The sequence below is a fragment of the Tepidibacillus infernus genome, assembly GCF_048898065.1.
GTDB lineage: Bacteria > Bacillota > Bacilli > Tepidibacillales > Tepidibacillaceae > Tepidibacillus_B > Tepidibacillus_B infernus.
In genome coordinates this window covers 1806468-1822777 of sequence record NZ_JBLWFI010000001.1, presented here as the reverse complement: position 1 = coordinate 1822777, position 16310 = coordinate 1806468, and the positions used below count along the sequence as shown (strand labels likewise).

At 37.5% G+C, this 16310-nt stretch carries 15 protein-coding genes and 1 pseudogene; 12 read left to right on the top strand and 4 right to left on the bottom strand.

Translation table 11 applies throughout. The features are described 5' to 3' along the window. Nucleotides 1-8 precede the first annotated feature (8 nt). The 8 genes from cbiB (at nt 9) to TEPIDINF_RS09145 (ending at nt 6945) form a co-directional block, all read left to right on the top strand. Entirely contained in the window at nt 9-974 is a 966-nt protein-coding gene (gene cbiB / locus TEPIDINF_RS09180) for an adenosylcobinamide-phosphate synthase CbiB (protein WP_421691818.1), read from the top strand. A 12-nt stretch (nt 975-986) separates the two neighbouring features. Continuing rightward, complete coding sequence (locus TEPIDINF_RS09175) at nt 987-2069, top strand: pyridoxal phosphate-dependent aminotransferase (RefSeq protein ID WP_421691817.1); 1083 nt, start codon at nt 987-989, stop codon at nt 2067-2069. Then, nucleotides 2050-2646 (top strand): bifunctional adenosylcobinamide kinase/adenosylcobinamide-phosphate guanylyltransferase, encoded by a 597-nt coding sequence (gene cobU, locus TEPIDINF_RS09170; RefSeq protein WP_421691816.1) that lies wholly within the window; start codon nt 2050-2052, stop codon nt 2644-2646. Before TEPIDINF_RS09175 ends, cobU begins: the two co-directional genes overlap by 20 nt. A gap of 7 nt (nt 2647-2653) precedes the next feature. Continuing rightward, the gene (cobS, locus tag TEPIDINF_RS09165; RefSeq protein WP_421691815.1) at nt 2654-3394 is read left to right on the top strand and encodes an adenosylcobinamide-GDP ribazoletransferase; all 741 of its coding nucleotides are present in this window, start codon (nt 2654-2656) and stop codon (nt 3392-3394) included. A gap of 3 nt (nt 3395-3397) precedes the next feature. After that, nucleotides 3398-3994: a histidine phosphatase family protein gene (locus TEPIDINF_RS09160; protein ID WP_421691814.1), complete on the top strand. Its 597-nt coding sequence runs from the start codon at nt 3398-3400 to the stop codon at nt 3992-3994. Continuing rightward, nucleotides 3987-5471: a cobyric acid synthase gene (locus TEPIDINF_RS09155; protein ID WP_421691813.1), complete on the top strand. Its 1485-nt coding sequence runs from the start codon at nt 3987-3989 to the stop codon at nt 5469-5471. The genes TEPIDINF_RS09160 and TEPIDINF_RS09155 overlap by 8 nt, the downstream gene beginning before the upstream one ends. Nucleotides 5472-5507: 36 nt before the next feature. Further along, nucleotides 5508-6491, top strand: coding sequence for an ABC transporter substrate-binding protein (locus TEPIDINF_RS09150; protein ID WP_421691812.1), 984 nt, complete (start codon nt 5508-5510; stop codon nt 6489-6491). A gap of 127 nt (nt 6492-6618) precedes the next feature. Continuing rightward, nucleotides 6619-6945, top strand: coding sequence for a class I SAM-dependent methyltransferase (locus tag TEPIDINF_RS09145; RefSeq protein WP_235589101.1), 327 nt, complete (start codon nt 6619-6621; stop codon nt 6943-6945). An 80-nt stretch (nt 6946-7025) separates the two neighbouring features. On the opposite strand, the pseudogene pckA reads toward TEPIDINF_RS09145, so the two are convergent. After that, nucleotides 7026-8608, bottom strand: a pseudogene (gene pckA, locus TEPIDINF_RS09140) (phosphoenolpyruvate carboxykinase (ATP)). Nucleotides 8609-8825: 217 nt separating this feature from the next. Between pckA and TEPIDINF_RS09135 the strand changes: the two are divergent. Both TEPIDINF_RS09135 and TEPIDINF_RS09130 read left to right on the top strand, forming a co-directional pair. Further along, nucleotides 8826-9776 (top strand): 4-hydroxy-3-methylbut-2-enyl diphosphate reductase, encoded by a 951-nt coding sequence (locus tag TEPIDINF_RS09135; RefSeq protein ID WP_421691811.1) that lies wholly within the window; start codon nt 8826-8828, stop codon nt 9774-9776. A 97-nt stretch (nt 9777-9873) separates the two neighbouring features. After that, nucleotides 9874-10356, top strand: a complete 483-nt coding sequence (locus TEPIDINF_RS09130) for a hemerythrin domain-containing protein (RefSeq protein ID WP_421691810.1) — start codon at nt 9874-9876, stop codon at nt 10354-10356. Between the two features lie 10 nt (nt 10357-10366). Here the strand turns inward: TEPIDINF_RS09130 and TEPIDINF_RS09125 are convergent, their stop codons facing one another. Together TEPIDINF_RS09125 and TEPIDINF_RS09120 are read right to left on the bottom strand one after the other, a co-directional pair. Beyond that, nucleotides 10367-11137 carry an SDR family oxidoreductase gene (locus tag TEPIDINF_RS09125; protein WP_421691809.1) on the bottom strand — a complete coding sequence of 257 codons (771 nt, stop codon included), beginning with the start codon at nt 11135-11137 and terminating at the stop codon, nt 10367-10369. A 108-nt stretch (nt 11138-11245) separates the two neighbouring features. Continuing rightward, nucleotides 11246-12367 (bottom strand): FG-GAP-like repeat-containing protein, encoded by a 1122-nt coding sequence (locus TEPIDINF_RS09120; RefSeq protein ID WP_069800788.1) that lies wholly within the window; start codon nt 12365-12367, stop codon nt 11246-11248. 114 nt (nt 12368-12481) lie between these two features. Here TEPIDINF_RS09120 and TEPIDINF_RS09115 point away from each other — a divergent pair, with 114 nt between their 5' ends. Then, nucleotides 12482-13648: an MFS transporter gene (locus TEPIDINF_RS09115; protein ID WP_421691808.1), complete on the top strand. Its 1167-nt coding sequence runs from the start codon at nt 12482-12484 to the stop codon at nt 13646-13648. A 156-nt stretch (nt 13649-13804) separates the two neighbouring features. Next, a complete protein-coding gene (locus TEPIDINF_RS09110) occupies nt 13805-15274 on the top strand; it encodes an N-acetylmuramoyl-L-alanine amidase family protein (RefSeq protein ID WP_068725910.1) in 1470 nt (489 codons plus the stop codon). A 23-nt stretch (nt 15275-15297) separates the two neighbouring features. Here TEPIDINF_RS09110 and TEPIDINF_RS09105 read toward each other — a convergent pair whose 3' ends face one another. Beyond that, nucleotides 15298-16191, bottom strand: a complete 894-nt coding sequence (locus TEPIDINF_RS09105) for a cation diffusion facilitator family transporter (protein WP_421691807.1) — start codon at nt 16189-16191, stop codon at nt 15298-15300. Between the last annotated feature and the right edge of the window lie 119 nt (nt 16192-16310).

Below are 16310 nucleotides of genomic sequence, written 5' to 3'. Positions count from 1 at the left end.
GATAGAGTATGAATCAATATCTTTATTGGCAAGTGATCGCTGCATTTCTCATTGATTTGTGGATTGGTGATCCAAAGCAATTGACACATCCCGTGGTGTTGATTGGCAAAGCTATTCGAAACATGGAAACATTTTTACGAAGATTTACTTTCCATTTTTCAGAGCGGTTATTAGGGATTATTTTAGTCATTATCATTGTTGGCAGTAGTTATGGATTGGTATGGCTCATTTTATTTGTAATGAATCAGGTTCATCTTTGGTTATCGTTGTTGGTAGGCGCTTGGCTCATTTCAACCACAATTGCAACGAAAGGTTTAGCAGACGAGGGGAAGAAGTTGTTCTCTTTATTAAAGGCAAAAGAACTAGAAGAAGCTAAAAAACAGGTTGGTTATATCGTTAGTCGGGATACTGATCATTTGGATGAATCGGAAGTGATTCGGGCAACGGTTGAAACTATTGCAGAAAATATTGTCGATGCAGTAATTTCTCCACTATTTTACGCCATATTAGGAGGACCTGCGTTGGCAATGGTATATCGAGCAGCCAACACCCTTGATTCGATGTGTGGGTATAAAAACGAACGTTATCGTGATTTTGGCTTTGCTTCCGCAAGATTTGATGATCTACTTAATTATATCCCTGCAAGGATCACCGGTGTTCTCATTGTCTTAGCAGCTTGGTTGTTACAATTGGATGCAAAAAAGTCTCTTTCTATTTGGTTTCGAGATGCACATTTACATCCTAGTCCGAATAGTGGCATCCCAGAAGCGAGTGTTGCTGGGGCTTTACATATCCGCTTAGGAGGGGTCAATATTTATTTTGGCCAACCCAAAAAAAGAGCGTATATGGGGGATGATCTTAAACCGCTTCAGGTTGAGCATATTCAACAAACGATTCAGTTGTTATATGGTGTAAGTGGAATCTTTATTGGCTTGTACACGGTGATCTTTTGGTCGCTTTATTTTACCAATTAGGTTGGTGATTTGGTGAAAGAATGGTTACAGGAACATATCCCTTTATTGAGTAAAAGGGAACATGGAAGTAAGTCTTGGGCAAAACTAGATTTTAGTATTAATACCAATCCATTAGGGCCTCCAGCTTTGATTATGGATTTCTTACAGCAAAGTGATCGATCGTGGATTTGTAAATACCCATTGGAACAAGCGTATCCTTTTAAGGAACAAATTGCGAAAAAGTTAAAAGTGAATCAAGAACAAGTCGTGATTGGAAATGGCGCAGCAGAACTTTTCTTTCTTTTACCAAGGGTACTACGTGTGAATCAAGGAATCGTTGTTCATCCTACTTTTTCAGAATATGAAGCATCATTACAAGCGGCAAATGTTCCAATAAAACGGATCTTTTATGAGATAGATGGAGATCGATTTATATTTCCCCTTGAAAGATTAAAAGCGATTCTATCTAAAGGGGATTTACTGTATATTTGTCGTCCGAACAACCCAACAGGTCAAATGGTTTCTTTAGAAGAAATGGTAGAAGTGATCCAACTTGTGAAAGATCGGCAGGCCCTTTTAGTGGTCGATGAGTCGTTTATTGAATTTACAAGTGAGCCATATGGGTTAATACAACTGTTTAAAGAAGATACTCCCCTTATCCTTGTGCGCTCTCTGACTAAATTTTACTCTATTCCCGGGATTCGATTAGGGTATGCGATTGGACCTTCGTGGTTGGTTCATTCCATGGAGTTGATACGAGACCCTTGGACAGTCAATGCGTTGGCACAACAGGTAGGGATAATTTTACTTGATGACATTTCATTTAGGGAAGAAACGCGGGCATGGATTCATCAGGAACAAAAGTGGTTTTACCAAGAAATGAGACAAATCGATGGGTATCACATTTACCCCACAACGACGAACTTTTATTTGGTACACACTTCTTTTTCCGTAGATCGACTTGAACAAGAGTTAAAGAAAAAAAGAATCGCTATTCGTTTGGCTCATTCTTTTCCAGGACTAGATGATCATTTTATCCGCTTAGCCATCAAAACACGGGAAGAAAACCTTGAGCTTTTAAAGGAGTTGAAACAGTTTGACATATCCTCAAGCTAACGTCACTTTGATTACAGGTGGAGTAAGAAGTGGCAAATCTAATTTTGCCCAATCTTTAGCCAGTCAATATGAAAGGCATGTTCGTTATATTGCAACTGCAGAAGCTAAAGATGAAGAAATGAGAAGAAGAATTCTCCATCATCAAAAAAATCGCCCAACAAATTGGAAGATTATCGAAGAGCCAATATGGATTGATCAATACTTTGCCCCAAAGAAAAAGGCTTCAGCTGATTCTGTCACTTTAATCGATTGTGTTACAGTGTGGGTTTCTAATCTTTTATTACAAAAAGATCCAATGGGAAAAGAAATGTGGGAATCAGAACAAGGGGTCAAAATAGTAGAAGAGCAAATTGATCGCTTTATTCAGACACTTATGAAAACGAACCAACCTACAATTCTTGTAACGAATGAGGTCGGGTTTGGTGGAATTGAAATGAATGTTTTAGGCCGAATCTATCAGGATTTGCTAGGTTGGACCAATCAAAAATTAGCAAAGGTAGCAGACCAAGTCTATTTAGTCGTAGCTGGAATCCCGATGTTGATCAAAGACGATATGAAAGGGGTGATGCAAAATTAGGCGATTAATGAATGAAATTGATTCGTTTTGGATGGCAATCCAATATTTTAGCCGTATTCCGGTTCCATATGCCATACATTATGATCAAGAGAGGATGAAACGTTCGATTCTCTACCTTCCTGCTGTAGGTTGGATGATTGGGTTTTTCCTTTATTTATTTCAGCAAATTACGATTGATTGGTTCCCAAGAACGGTTCATTCGATCCTGTTGGTTTCTTTCCTTTTATGGATAACAGGAGGGTTACATGCAGATGGTTGGATGGATGTTTTTGATGGGATTGGGAGTAGCCGAGATAAAGAAAAAATGCTTGCGATTATGAAGGATAGTCGTGTCGGAGCTATGGGTGTGATCGGATTTGTTATTTTATTTGCGTTAAAGGCATCGAGTTTGCTAAGTATTGATGCGAAGTTTTCCCTAGAAGCATTTCTTTTTGCTCCTTTGCTGGCCCGCTTTGGTGTTGTATTGGCGGTATATCGTTTTCCCTATGCGCGCAAGGAAGGGATCGGAAGGATGTTAAAGGAAGCTCTAACACTGAAAACTTTCATAGTCACTTTTGTTTGGATTCTACCATTATTTTGGCTGACTGCTTATGCGCTACAGATGTTATTTCTGGTTATTGGGTTTGTCCTTTTATTTGGCGTGTATTTTACAAAAAAATTAGGGGGACTAACAGGGGATGTTTATGGCTGGTTCATTGAAGGGGGAGAAACACTGCTTTGGCTTATGTTTGTTCTGTTATCGAGGTGAGACATGAACTTTTATTTACTCCGACATGGATTGACAAAATGGAATGAAAAAGGAATATTGCTTGGAAGCAGTGATCCGCCTTTACTTGATCAAAATGATGATCAGATCTTAAAATGGGTTCCTTTCTTGCAACAACACCGGGTTGAAATGATGGTGCATAGCGGAATGAAAAGGACAATAGAGACGATGCAGATCATTCGTAAACAACTGAACATGAATATTCCTTTTATGCAAGATGAGCGGCTGAAAGAACTGAATTTTGGCGATTGGGAATTGAAAGATTATGATGGGTTGTACCAAAATCAACAAGAGTTATTTGTCAAATGGCTTCATGACCCTTGGCAAATTTCACCGCCAAATGGGGAAACCTTACAGCAATTAAAATCACGGCTGATTTCCTTTTTTGATCAATGGGTAGAGGAAAGTGCTAGTCAATCGATGCTTGTTATCACACATGGAGGTCCGATTCGGGTTCTTTATTCAATGATTCACCATACGTCTTTTTATGAATTAAATGTTCGACCTGGCTCTCTTTTTTATCTGAATTGGCAGTACAAAGAAATGAGAGAAGTCGATGAAGGGGAAAGTAAAGATGGCTAAGGCTTTAATGATTGTGGGTACAGGTTCTGATGTCGGGAAAAGTAGGATTGTCACAGCATTATGTCGTTACTTTTCGCAAAGAAATGTTTCTGTTGCTCCCTTTAAAGCGCAAAATATGGCTTTAAATTCCTATATCACAGTAGATGGGAAAGAAATAGGACGAGCCCAAGGTTTGCAAGCCGATGCGGCTGGGATCGTGGCCTCAGAACATATGAATCCGATTCTACTGAAACCAAGCAATCCATACGCATCACAAGTGATTGTTCACGGGAAACCGATCGCACAAATGAATTTTCGGGATTATCGTGAGACAAAACATGAAGAATTAAAAAAAATCGTTCAAGACTCATTAGCGAAACTACAAGCGGAGTACGATTTGATCCTCATTGAAGGTGCAGGTAGTCCTGTTGAGATGAATTTAAAAGATCGGGATATTGTGAATATGAAGGTCGCCGAGTGGGCCAATGCAGATGTGATTTTGGTTGCTGATATTGATCGTGGGGGCGTTTTTGCCCAAATCGTAGGGACTCTACAATTGTTGACAGCAGAAGAACGAAAAAGGGTGAAAGGAATTTTTATTAATAAATTTCGTGGAGATCTTCAGCTTTTTCAATCTGGAATCGAGTGGATTGAAAAGTACACAGATATTCCGGTCCTTGCTGTTTTTCCTTTTTATCCATTACCAGAATGGGAAGAAGAGGATTCGGTGGCTTTACAGCAAAAACAAATGGCAAAAGAAAACGCGGACTTAGACATTGTCGTTGTGAAGTATCCGTATATATCGAATTACACCGATTTTATACCATTAGAGCTGGAAGAGGATGTTCAAATTCGCTATGTAAATAATGTGAAAGAGTTTGGTAATCCTCATGTTGTGATTTTGCCAGGAACAAAAAATACAATGGAAGACCTTCAGTTTTTGCAGCAATCTGGATTTTGGCAAAAAATAGTTGATCATGTAGCACAACAGCGAGAATTAGTCGGAATATGCGGTGGATATCAAATGCTTGGTGAGAGATTGTTGGATCCAGATTTGATCGAATCAAATGTTTTATCACGAGAAGGGTTTGCCTTTTTCCCAATGGTTACAAGATTTGAGAAGGAAAAGAAAACCGTCCGTGTGAAAGGAAAAAAGGTTCATTCTAAGCTACCTATTTTTGGCTATGAAATTCATATGGGGATTGTGGAATGGACTGAAAAACAAGAAGGGATGTTTTTATTAGAAAATGGAACTCTTGAAGGGTTTCATCATCCGAACTTACCAGCTTGGGGAACTTTTATTCATGGAATCTTTGATTCAGATCATTTTCGACATGAGTGGTTAGAACGACTACGAGAGAAATATGGATTACCACCAAGAAAAGATAGAGTCGCATTTTCAAGACGAAAAGAAAAGATGTTTGAGAATCTAGAAGATTGGTTCATTCATTCTCTACGACCAGTATATGTTCAATTTTTCGATCACTATATTTTTTAAATCATTCATGATACTATGAACAAGGGAGAGATTAAGATGTTGAAAAAAAGTTTTATGAAGAAAAGTTTGCTTTTGTTAAGTGCTATTTTACTATTGTTGGGTGTTCTTACCGGATGTGGGCAACAAGCTGCAAAACCACAAGAACAAACGATTCAAAATCAAGCTCAAAAACAAGAAGAAACATTAAAAACAACCTACCCATTAACCATTATAGATGATACAGGAACAAAGGTTACGATCACAAAAGAACCGACGCGTATTATATCCTTAATTCCTAGTCACACAGAAACACTCTTTGCCTTAGGTTTAGAAGGAAAAGTTGTTGCAGTAACGAAGTACGATAACTATCCACATGATGTTCAGAAAAAAGTAGAGTACGTTTTTCAAGAAGGTTTAAATCCAAACATCGAGCAAATCGTTAAATTAAACCCAGAGTTAATTTTGTTAGGTTCTCATAACAAAGAAATGACAGATAAAATTCGTGAATTAAAGATACCTGTTTTACAATTTAACCCACAAAGTTTAGATGCCGTCTATCAAACGATTGAAAAAGTTGGTCTTGTCACCAATACGCAACAACAAGCGAAAGAAGTCGTCTCTAAAATGAAGGAAAAACAAAAATCGATAAACGAAAAATTAGCTACTTTGAAACCAGAAGAAAAAGTACGTGTGTTTGTAGCTGTTTCTCCAGATTTATACACACCGGGAAAAGGAACGTTTATGGATGAATTAGTAATGGAAGCTGGAGGAATCAATATCGTTGAAGACCCAGGTTGGATAAAATATAATGAAGAAAAAATTATTTCAAAAAACCCACAAGTGATCCTTACTACATATGGATACTATGATAAGAATGCCGTAGCAAACATCATGAAAAAAGAAGGTTGGCAAAACATTGATGCGATTAAAAATAAACGAGTGGTAGATCTAGATAGTGACATCGTGAATCGACCAGGACCACGGATCATCGATGGTTTAGAAAGCATAGCAAAAGCGCTATATCCAGATTTAATGAAATAAATTTTAGTAACATCAAAGCAATTGAAAAGGAATGACTATTTGACGAAGGTAAGTGAATAAAAGATGGATCGAACAGAGATTATTCGTAGACGGTATAATCGTGTAGCCCATGTGTATGATTGGATGGATGTCATCATTCGAAGATAATTCATTTGATGCAGTGGTTACCACCTGTGTATTTTGTTCTGTCCCTGATCCAATCAAAGGATTAAAGGAAATTCGTAGAGTTGTTAAACCAAATGGAACAATTCGAATGTTAGAGCACATGCGAAGTGATCAACCGATGATGGGAAAAATGATGGATATGATAAACCCGTTAGTCGTAGGAATGATCGGGGCAAACATTAATCGAGACACAATGAAGAATTTAGAATTGGCAGGATTCAAGCTCAAAAATGAGCATCGAATCTTAGGAAGTATGTATCGACTAATCACACTAGACCCAAACAAATAAGAGAACTAAGAAAAATAGTAGAGGTTTGTATATTCCTAAACAGCGAACTTTGGAGTGCGTTGGAATATACAAACCTTTTCTTATTCAGTAACTTTTGGTCCAGCTGATTTAATTTCTTCAGATACTTGTGAGAACTTATTAAAATTAAGGATAAAACGTTTTGCCAATTCATTGGCTTGACGATCATAGGCTTCTTGGTCTGCCCAAGTATTTTTAGGCTGTAAGACTTCTTCAGGTACACCATGAATCTGGGTAGGAATACCAAAACCAAAAATAGGATCCTTTATGAAAGCAGCTTCTTCGATTGAACCATTTAAAGCCGCTGTGACCATTGCCCTTGTATAAGCGATCTTTATTCGTTGTCCAACACCATAAGGTCCACCTGACCAACCAGTATTCACAAGATAGACTTTTGCTTGGTGTTTAGTGATTTTCTCTCCTAGCATCTCCGCATAGATGGTTGGAGATAATGGTAAGAATGGTTCACCAAAACAAGTGGAGAAAGTGGCCTCTGGTTCAGTAACACCCCGTTCTGTGCCTGCTAATTTACTGTATAACCTGATAAGAAATGATACATTGCTTGTTCTTTTGTTAGTCTAGAGATAGGAGGTAATACACCAAAAGCATCCGCAGTAAGAAAGATGACTACGTGAGGATGTCCTGCTTGGCTAGGGATGACTGCTCCCGGGATATAATGTAGCGGATAAGCAGCACGGGTATTTTCTGTAAGAGCATCACTATTAAAGTCTAAATTACGGTTATCATCAATTACCACATTTTCTAGTACACTACCAAATTGGATGGCATTCCAAATTTGTGGCTCATTTTCTTCAGAGAGGCGAATACATTTCGCATAGCATCCACCTTCAATATTAAAGACTCCATCATCAGACCAGCCATGTTCATCATCGCCGATTAAATAACGATTTGGATCTGCTGAGAGGGTGGTCTTTCCCGTGCCAGATAAACCAAAGAATAAAGCCACATCGCCGTTTTTTCCTACATTGGCTGAACAGTGCATCGATAGGACATTTTTCTGTGGTAATAAGAAATTCATGACACTAAAAATCGATTTTTTCATTTCACCAGCATACTCTGTACCACCTATTAAGACGATTTTTTCCTTTAAATTAAGCATAATAAAAGCTTCAGAGTTTGTTCCATCAACGGTAGGGTTTGCTTTAAAACCGGGGGCCGAGATAACAGTAAATTCAGCTTGATGGCTCTCTAATTCTTCTTTAGTGGGGCGGATGAAAAGCTGTTGTACAAATAGATTATGCCATGCGAATTCATTTACAACACGAATCGGTAATTGATATTTCTTATTTGCACCAGCATACCCATCAAAAACAAAGATCTCTTTATCTTGAAGATATTGTAATACTTTTTGATAGAGTGAATAGAAAATTTCTTCACTGATCGGTTGGTTTACAATACCCCAGGCGATTTTGTCGTGATTTTCTTTTTCATCAACGATAAATCGATCTTTTGGAGAACGTCCAGTATATTTGCCAGTCGTCGTCAATAATGCACCTGTCTTTGTTAAAATTCCTTCCTTACGTTGAATCGCTAGTTCAATAATCTTTGGTACCTCAAGATTAAAATAAACGTTTGTCCCCTTTAGTAGATTTCTAAGATTTAGTTCTTCCACATTTGTACTCATTATGATATCCTCCCCATTTTGTTTTAGATGTCGAATAATTTGCTGCAAATAATATGTGATATACTATTATGTAAAATAGTATATATTATATAACGTTCATTATAGGAATTATTATATTCTGAATATTTTAAGACTGCAATATTAAATTCCGCTCCATTGTGTTTTTATCTACAGATGTTAAAATAGAGTAGTATATGTATATGAGGAGGAGAATACTTTGAATGTCATTAAAATCTCTCCAAGAGGATATTGTTATGGTGTGGTAGATGCCATGGTTTTGGCACAAAATGCAGCCTTGGACAAAAGTTTACCACGACCTATTTATATATTAGGTATGATCGTGCATAATCAACATGTGGTTGAAGCGTTTAGAGAACAGAATATTATTTCCTTGGATGGGGAAAATCGTTTAGCCTTACTAGAACAAATTGATGAAGGAACGGTTATTTTTACTGCCCATGGCGTTTCACCAGAAGTAAAAAAAAGGGCGAAGGAAAAAGGATTAGTTGTCATTGATGCAACCTGTCCTGATGTAACCAAGACCCATATTCTTATTGAGGAAAAAACAAAGCAAGGTTATAAAGTTATATATATAGGTAAAAAGGGTCACCCTGAACCAGAAGGGGCAATTGGAGTTGCACCTGAGCAAGTTTATTTAGTTGAAAAAGAGGCAGATGTAGAACAATTAGAGATTGAATCAAATAAAATTATCGTGACAAATCAAACAACCATGAGCCAATGGGATGTTGCTCATGTGATGAAGAAGGTTTTAGAAAAATTTCCCCATGCAGAGGTTTATAATGAAATCTGTATGGCGACTCAAACTCGACAAGAAGCAGTAGCTGAACAAGCAAAAGATAGTGATCTAGTTATTGTGGTTGGGGATCCTAGAAGTAATAATTCTAATCGTTTGGCCCAAGTTTCAGAAGAAATTGCCGGTGTCCCTGCTTATCGGATTGCAGATTTGTCTGAGCTAGATATCGAATGGCTCAAAGGAAAGCAAACCGTAGCTGTAACTTCAGGAGCTTCAACTCCAACACCTTTAACTAAGGAGGTCATTGATTTTTTAGAACAATTTGATGAGCACGAACCTTCTACTTGGAAGAAAGAGAGAAAAGTAGATATTAAGAAAATCCTACCTAAGGTCAGGGAAAAAAGAGTACAATAATATCTTTATGATCTTTATGTGATAAATTTCACTGCAATAGATTCCAAACCTTAGTATAGTATAGGTAAAGATATAAAATGGGATGGAGGTTATGTAGATGAATAGTTTATTACAATTATTTTATGAAGATCACGAGCACGCATTGATGCAGTTAGATCAATTACATGTTCATTTAGAAGAATTAAGAAAAGGGGCTGAAATAGAAAGAGTAAAATTGCAGCTTATTGGTTTTACCAAATTCCTTGAAGTCGCCTTAGATATTCACTTTGTTCAAGAAGAACAGGCATTATTCCCATTGATGTCAGAAAAAATAGGCCCAAATGGACCTGTCATGGTAATGGAGCGAGAACATGATGACCTCAGAAACGAACAAAAGGCTTTAAAGGAAGAATTGATGAAAGAAACACCAGCCAAAGATGTCGCCTTAAAACATGCTGGATTGATCTTGCAAGTATTAAGAGAGCATATTCATAAAGAAAACCAAATTTTATTTCCATTATCTGAGCGTATTTTAAGTTTAGATGAATGGAAAACGGCTGAACGAATTGCAGGAAACATCGCCCTAGGCATTAAGGAATAAATTATTCCCTTTATTCAACATAAATCATTTTTTTGGTCATTCCGCCATCAATGGTTAGATTTTGGCCAGTAATAAAACTAGCATCGTCTGAAGCTAAATACAGACATGCTGCTGTGATATCCATTGGTTGTCCAACTCGCCCAACAGGATGTTGATTTTTATCTTCTTCTGAATGGTGAGGTTGGATGGCCATTTTTGATTTTTGCCAATCTCCAACTTCAATCCAGCCAGGACTGATTGCATTCACGCGAATACCATCATGGCCAAGACTAATTGCTAGAGCATGTGTTAAAGCCAAAATCCCACCTTTGGAAGCAGCATAAGCCTCTGTATTAGGTTCTGACATGAATGCACGTGTAGAGGAAATGTTAATAATGACTCCTTGTTGTTGCTTTTTCATTTCTAAAGCCGTATATTTGCTACAAATAAAAGTAGAACGGAGATTTGTTGACAACACCCGGTCAAAATCATCTACATTGATCGTATAAATAGATTCCGTATGGCCAATACCCGCATTATTGATCAATATATCGACTTGTCCATATTTTTTTACCGTTTGATTGACTAACTGTTTAATCTCTCCCTCATTTCTCATGTCTGTTTTTACAAATAACGCCTCACCTTGCTCCTGAATAATTATCTTTTCATTTTCTCGTCCTGCTTCTTCATCGATATCGGCAATGACGACTTTTGCCCCTTGTTTAGCAAATGCTTGTGAGATGGCTCGTCCAATCCCCTGACCGCCACCTGTTACGATCACGACTTTATTTTCGAATTTCAAGATGATCACCTCAAATCAAGTTTTAATCTATTTTCTTAAATATTAATTTTATTTTCAAGAGCAATGCCTTCCTTATTATTTTCTGTAAAAGGAAGGCATGGGTAAATATTATTCCATTGAAACAATATAGACAAGACCATTTTTCTTTAGAATTTCTCTTGGAACACCAATCAGTAAGCTATCTTTTGCGTTATCTAGTTTACCTGCAGCCATGGAGAAACCAAATTGATCTTTTTCATTTTGGCCATACCAACGATGGAGTAACTTGCCTTCATCACCTGAATACACATTCACTTGGCCAGCATATTTTTTCCTCTTGTGATGAGCATCAAAAGCGCCAAGGATAATTTCTTTTTTACCATCACCGTTGATATCAGACGTGATCATGGTTTCACCAAAACCAATATCTACTTCGTCGTTCATGATTTCATAGATCGGATAAAATCCTCCTTGGAAAACAGAAACTTTATTGCCATGTAAATCTTTCGTTGTCACAAGGAGTTCTTTTCGCTCATCTCCATTCACATCGTCTACATGAACGTTGATACCAAACCCGGGATCACCAGATAACTTCTGAGTTAGCCATCCTAATCTACCTGAATAAACATAGACTTCCCCTCTAGGGACACCTGGTGCACCAATAATGACTTCATCAAACCCATCACCATCGATATCGCCAGCAGCTACAGAGGTTGCAAAGTCACAATATTCCTTGCTTATTCTTGAAGTATATTCTCTAAATAATGATCCATCTTTGCCGTTATAGATGTAGACCTTTCCTTTGCCCCTTTGAATCGGTTGTGGTGCTCCTACTAAAACATCGATCCCTTCATCACCAGTGATATGGCCAACTGCAATGGTAAATCCAAAGGCATCGTATTCCCTTTCACTTTTCCAATGGTAGATTGTTCTATGATCTTTGACAGAAAAGACTTTTACTTCTCCAGATAAATCTTGATAGGTAATCCCAACTACTAGTTCATCGATTTGGTCTTGATTGATGTCGGCAGTGATGAGACGAATGGTATTTACCTTTTTATTTCCGATATGAAACGTCTTTAGTCGTTTTTTATTAGGAGAAAAAACTTTAATAGTAGCCCCTTTTGGCCCATTGGTGGAAGCAACGATGATCTCGTTTTTCCCATCTCCATTGATGTCACCTAAGGCTAATGAGTAGCCAAAAGCATCTTCTGGAATATGTTCTGTAATCGTATCTATTTTAAGATTCAATTTCAAACCCTCCCTTAAAATGGGCTTTTATTATAGGGTATGCATACGCCCAAATAATGTGCTTGATGTGTTACAATATAATTTGGCAAAGGAATAAGCAAAGGAGATGTCAAGTTGGAGGCAATTGCTTACAAGAAAAGTAGAAAAAAAATATATACCAATTTAAGTGGCTTTTATTTATTGTTCTTTTTTGGTGTAGGGGCGTTATATCCCTCCCTTTCTGTATACTTTAAAGAACAAGGGTTAGGTGAAGGGCAAATTGGCCTCCTTATGTCGATTGGGCCTGTAGTGGCTATTATCGTGCAACCTCTATGGGGAATGATTTGTGATCGGTTTCGTATCGAGAAAAAAATTTTATTTTTTACATTGCTAGCGGCTGGATTCGTTGCCTTGATTTTTCCGTATAATCAATCTTATGCCATTTTTATCTTACTAAATGCAGCGCTCTCCTTATTTCAAAGTGCCGTAGTTCCCATTTCAGATAATATTTCGATGAATTTTGTTCACAACTATGGGGGCAATTATGGTGATATTCGTTTATGGGGGGCGATTGGTTTTGCTGTTGCCGTATGGGTTGCTGGAACACTAAGCGATTTGTTAGATATTCAAGTCATCTTTTATTTATATGCACTTTTCCTAGGTATGGCTGCACTGATCACCTTCAACATCCCTAATGAGACTGGTCAAGTCTCTATACAACTTTTTCAAGGAATCAGAGATTTATTAAAGATACCTAAGTTTCTCATTTTCTTATTGGGAACCTTTTTATTGTTTGGATCGATCAATGCAAATAACACTTATTTTGGTTTATTTTTTAAAGAAATAGGGGGATCAATGTCAGGGTTTGGCTTGGCCTTTTTATTAGCAGCAGGTAGTGAAGCTCCTTTGATGAGGGTAAGTGGTTTCTTAATTCGCAAATTTGGTTTATTACCCATTCTTTTGTTTTCAGCCCTTGTAACGACAGGAAGATGGCTTTTCTATTCCTTTAGTCCCTCAGTATCTTGGGTTTTAGCTACTACATTTGTTCAAGGCTTTTCTGTTGGATTATACGTTCCAACTGCGGCCCAGTTTGTTCGTGAAATATCCCCTAAAGAAATGCAAGTGACTGCAATGTCTTTATATGGTTCCTTTGGCTTAGGCTTAGGGAGTATGGCGGTTACGATGATGGGTGGTTGGATATCAGAACATTATGGAATGATGAACACTTATTTATTTATGGCTGGAACAGCATTTGTTGGCTTCTTTGTTTTTCTGTCGATCTGGATCATGGAAAGGAAGTAGTCCAAAAGTATAAATTTATTGAAAATTGTCTAACTCCCGCAACTTTTTCTGTCTTTTTTTGTCTATTTTAATAGAAAAGAATTGAGGAAAGTGAGTTGATTAGAGAAAACGTCGTTTTATGTCAAAAACAAAAATGAGAATAAGAGAGGTAGAAACATGGAGAGACGACGCATTTTATTTCTTTTTTTGATCTTCTTGTTTCTTCTTGTACCTAGCGTTGTAATGGCTGCTGAGAAACCGATTCAAATTTTAATCGATGGGAAGGTTGTTTTATCTGATGCTCCACCTATCATGACTAATACCAGTCGTGTCATTGTTCCTGTTCGAGTGATATCCGAAAACCTTGGCTATTACGTCACCTATGATAGTAAAAAGAAAGAAGTAAATATTGTGAGTGGTCAAGATCGAATTAGATTTGTCCTTAATCAAGCAACATTATGGAAGAATGGGACAAAAATTGCATTAGATGTAGCACCTATTTCTAAAAATGGCCGTTCCTTTTTACCCATTAGAGCAATATCTGAAAATTTTGGTGCTCATGTGAAATGGGATGCATCAACTCAATCTGTTGCGATCGATACTAAGGTAGACACAGTTGTGCCACCATCGGAAACTGGAAATGAGCAGAATGGTCAAGAACAAACAACAGATAAGCCAACAGATACTAAAGAAGAACCTAGCCCAGTAGATGAGACTACTAATGATGAAACAAATCAGAAACCAGATCAGGAAAATCAAAATGATCCATCTCAGCTAGAAGAAATTGCACCTTCAAATGAATTACAAACGATTGTTCAAGATGGGACAAGCCTTATCATTGAAACAAAGGAAACAGAATTTACTCACAAATTAATCGAGTTAAACCAACCTAACCGTTTAGTGATTGACCTTGAGGGGATGATTCTCTCACCAAACTTAAAGTCACCTGAGATTGCAGAGAACGAGCTCTTTAGCGCTGTGCGTTATAGTCAATTTCAACTAAATCCAGATCAAGTCAGAATTGTTGTCGATTTAAAGAAGAAAGTAGATTATAGCATAGAGAAAAGGGACAACCTCTTGATCTTACAGATGAAACCAAAGGTTTTTAAAGTTGTGATTGATGCTGGCCACGGCGGAAAAGATCCAGGTACATCAGGAGTAAGTGGTACAAGAGAAAAGGATTTTAACTTAGCGGTTGCTCTATTAGTCAATACATTATATCAGAATAACCAAGAGATTCAAGTGATCATGACTAGAGATTCGGATACCTATCCAACATTAGACGAGCGTGTGGAATTAGCAAATTCCTTGGGTGCTGATTTATTTATTTCGATCCATGCCAATGCGATGACTGGAAAACCGGACGTAAGTGGAACAGAAACCTACTATACACATGAAGAGAGCAGATTCTTTGCCCAATTGATTCATCCTTACCTTGTAGAAGCAACAGGTTTTAATGATCGCGGAATAAGAACTGCTGGTTTTAGAGTGATTAAATATACGACCATGCCAGCTGTCTTATTGGAATCTGGTTATTTATCCAATAGTGGGGATGAAGCAGCTCTCTTTACGCCAGAAACCCAACAACGAATTGCTCAAGCGATCTTCAAAGCAATCAATGAATATTTTGGAATAAAAGAAGCGTGATCGCTTCTTTTTTTTGTAACCAATCAAGTTGGGTCACTGGTACTCACCTCAATGGGTTCAACATGAACATGAACACGTTGAACGTCAGGAAATTCTTTCATTAAACGTTTTTCAATGATTTCGGTAATTTCATGACTTTCTACTACATTAAGGGTTGGCCTTACACCAATAGTAACATCTACAATGGCGATACTTCCTTGTTTTCTCGCCTTGATATCTTTAACGATTTTTACTTCTTTTATTGTCTTTACTGTGATCTTCATATGATTTAACCGTTCATATTCAAATCCATCGGATAAATTATGAGAGCTTTCTGTGAAGATTTCCCAAGCGGTTTTGATAATAATAACACCAACACCAAAAGCAGCTAGTGGATCTAGCCAAGGGAGGTTAAATTGGGCACCAATAATTCCTACAGATGCACCTATACTAACAAAGGCATCAGAACGATTGTCTAGGGCTACTGCCTTTAATCCATCACTTTGGATTTTTTCTGCTAATTTTATATTATAGCGATAGACCAGCAACATGACTAGTGCGGAAAATAGAGCCACCCAAGCTGTAATCATTTGTGGTGTTTCGATTTTTGGTGAGAATAGGTTACGTACAGAGTTGTATAAGACATCAATTCCCACGACAAACATAATGAAGGAGGTTACCATGGAAGCAATAGTTTCTGCCCGAAGATGGCCATATGTATGGTCTTTATCTGGAGGGATTTTAGCAATCTTGAAACCAACCAAGACTGCAATCGATCCAATAATATCTGTTGTATTATTTAGCCCATCGGCAATGAGAGCTTTAGAATTAAAAAGATATCCAATCAATAATTTCAAAATAGATAGGGAGACATAAGCAATTATACTGACCCAACTTCCCCGCTCTCCTCGTTCAATTTGACTGATTTTGTCGTTCATTCGTTTCTTCCTCCAAGCAAGATTCATTTTCTTATCTTTCCATGATAATCTATTTAATATGTTTTGGTCTACTTTCCCTGATTATTGGGATATGAAAAATGAAAAAGTATGATAAGAAT

Excerpts from the sequence above, each read along its gene's own strand:
- cbiB (WP_421691818.1), top strand. The coding sequence starts at position 9 with ATGAATCAATATCTTTATTGGCAAGTGATCGCTGCATTTCTCATTGAT.
- cobS (WP_421691815.1), top strand. The coding sequence starts at position 2,654 with ATGAATGAAATTGATTCGTTTTGGATGGCAATCCAATATTTTAGCCGT.
- TEPIDINF_RS09160 (WP_421691814.1), top strand. The coding sequence starts at position 3,398 with ATGAACTTTTATTTACTCCGACATGGATTGACAAAATGGAATGAAAAA.
- TEPIDINF_RS09155 (WP_421691813.1), top strand. The coding sequence starts at position 3,987 with ATGGCTAAGGCTTTAATGATTGTGGGTACAGGTTCTGATGTCGGGAAA.
- TEPIDINF_RS09150 (WP_421691812.1), top strand. The coding sequence starts at position 5,508 with ATGTTGAAAAAAAGTTTTATGAAGAAAAGTTTGCTTTTGTTAAGTGCT.
- TEPIDINF_RS09145 (WP_235589101.1), top strand. The coding sequence starts at position 6,619 with ATGTCATCATTCGAAGATAATTCATTTGATGCAGTGGTTACCACCTGT.
- TEPIDINF_RS09130 (WP_421691810.1), top strand. The coding sequence starts at position 9,874 with ATGAATAGTTTATTACAATTATTTTATGAAGATCACGAGCACGCATTG.
- TEPIDINF_RS09110 (WP_068725910.1), top strand. The coding sequence starts at position 13,805 with ATGGAGAGACGACGCATTTTATTTCTTTTTTTGATCTTCTTGTTTCTT.
- TEPIDINF_RS09105 (WP_421691807.1), bottom strand. The coding sequence starts at position 16,191 with ATGAACGACAAAATCAGTCAAATTGAACGAGGAGAGCGGGGAAGTTGG.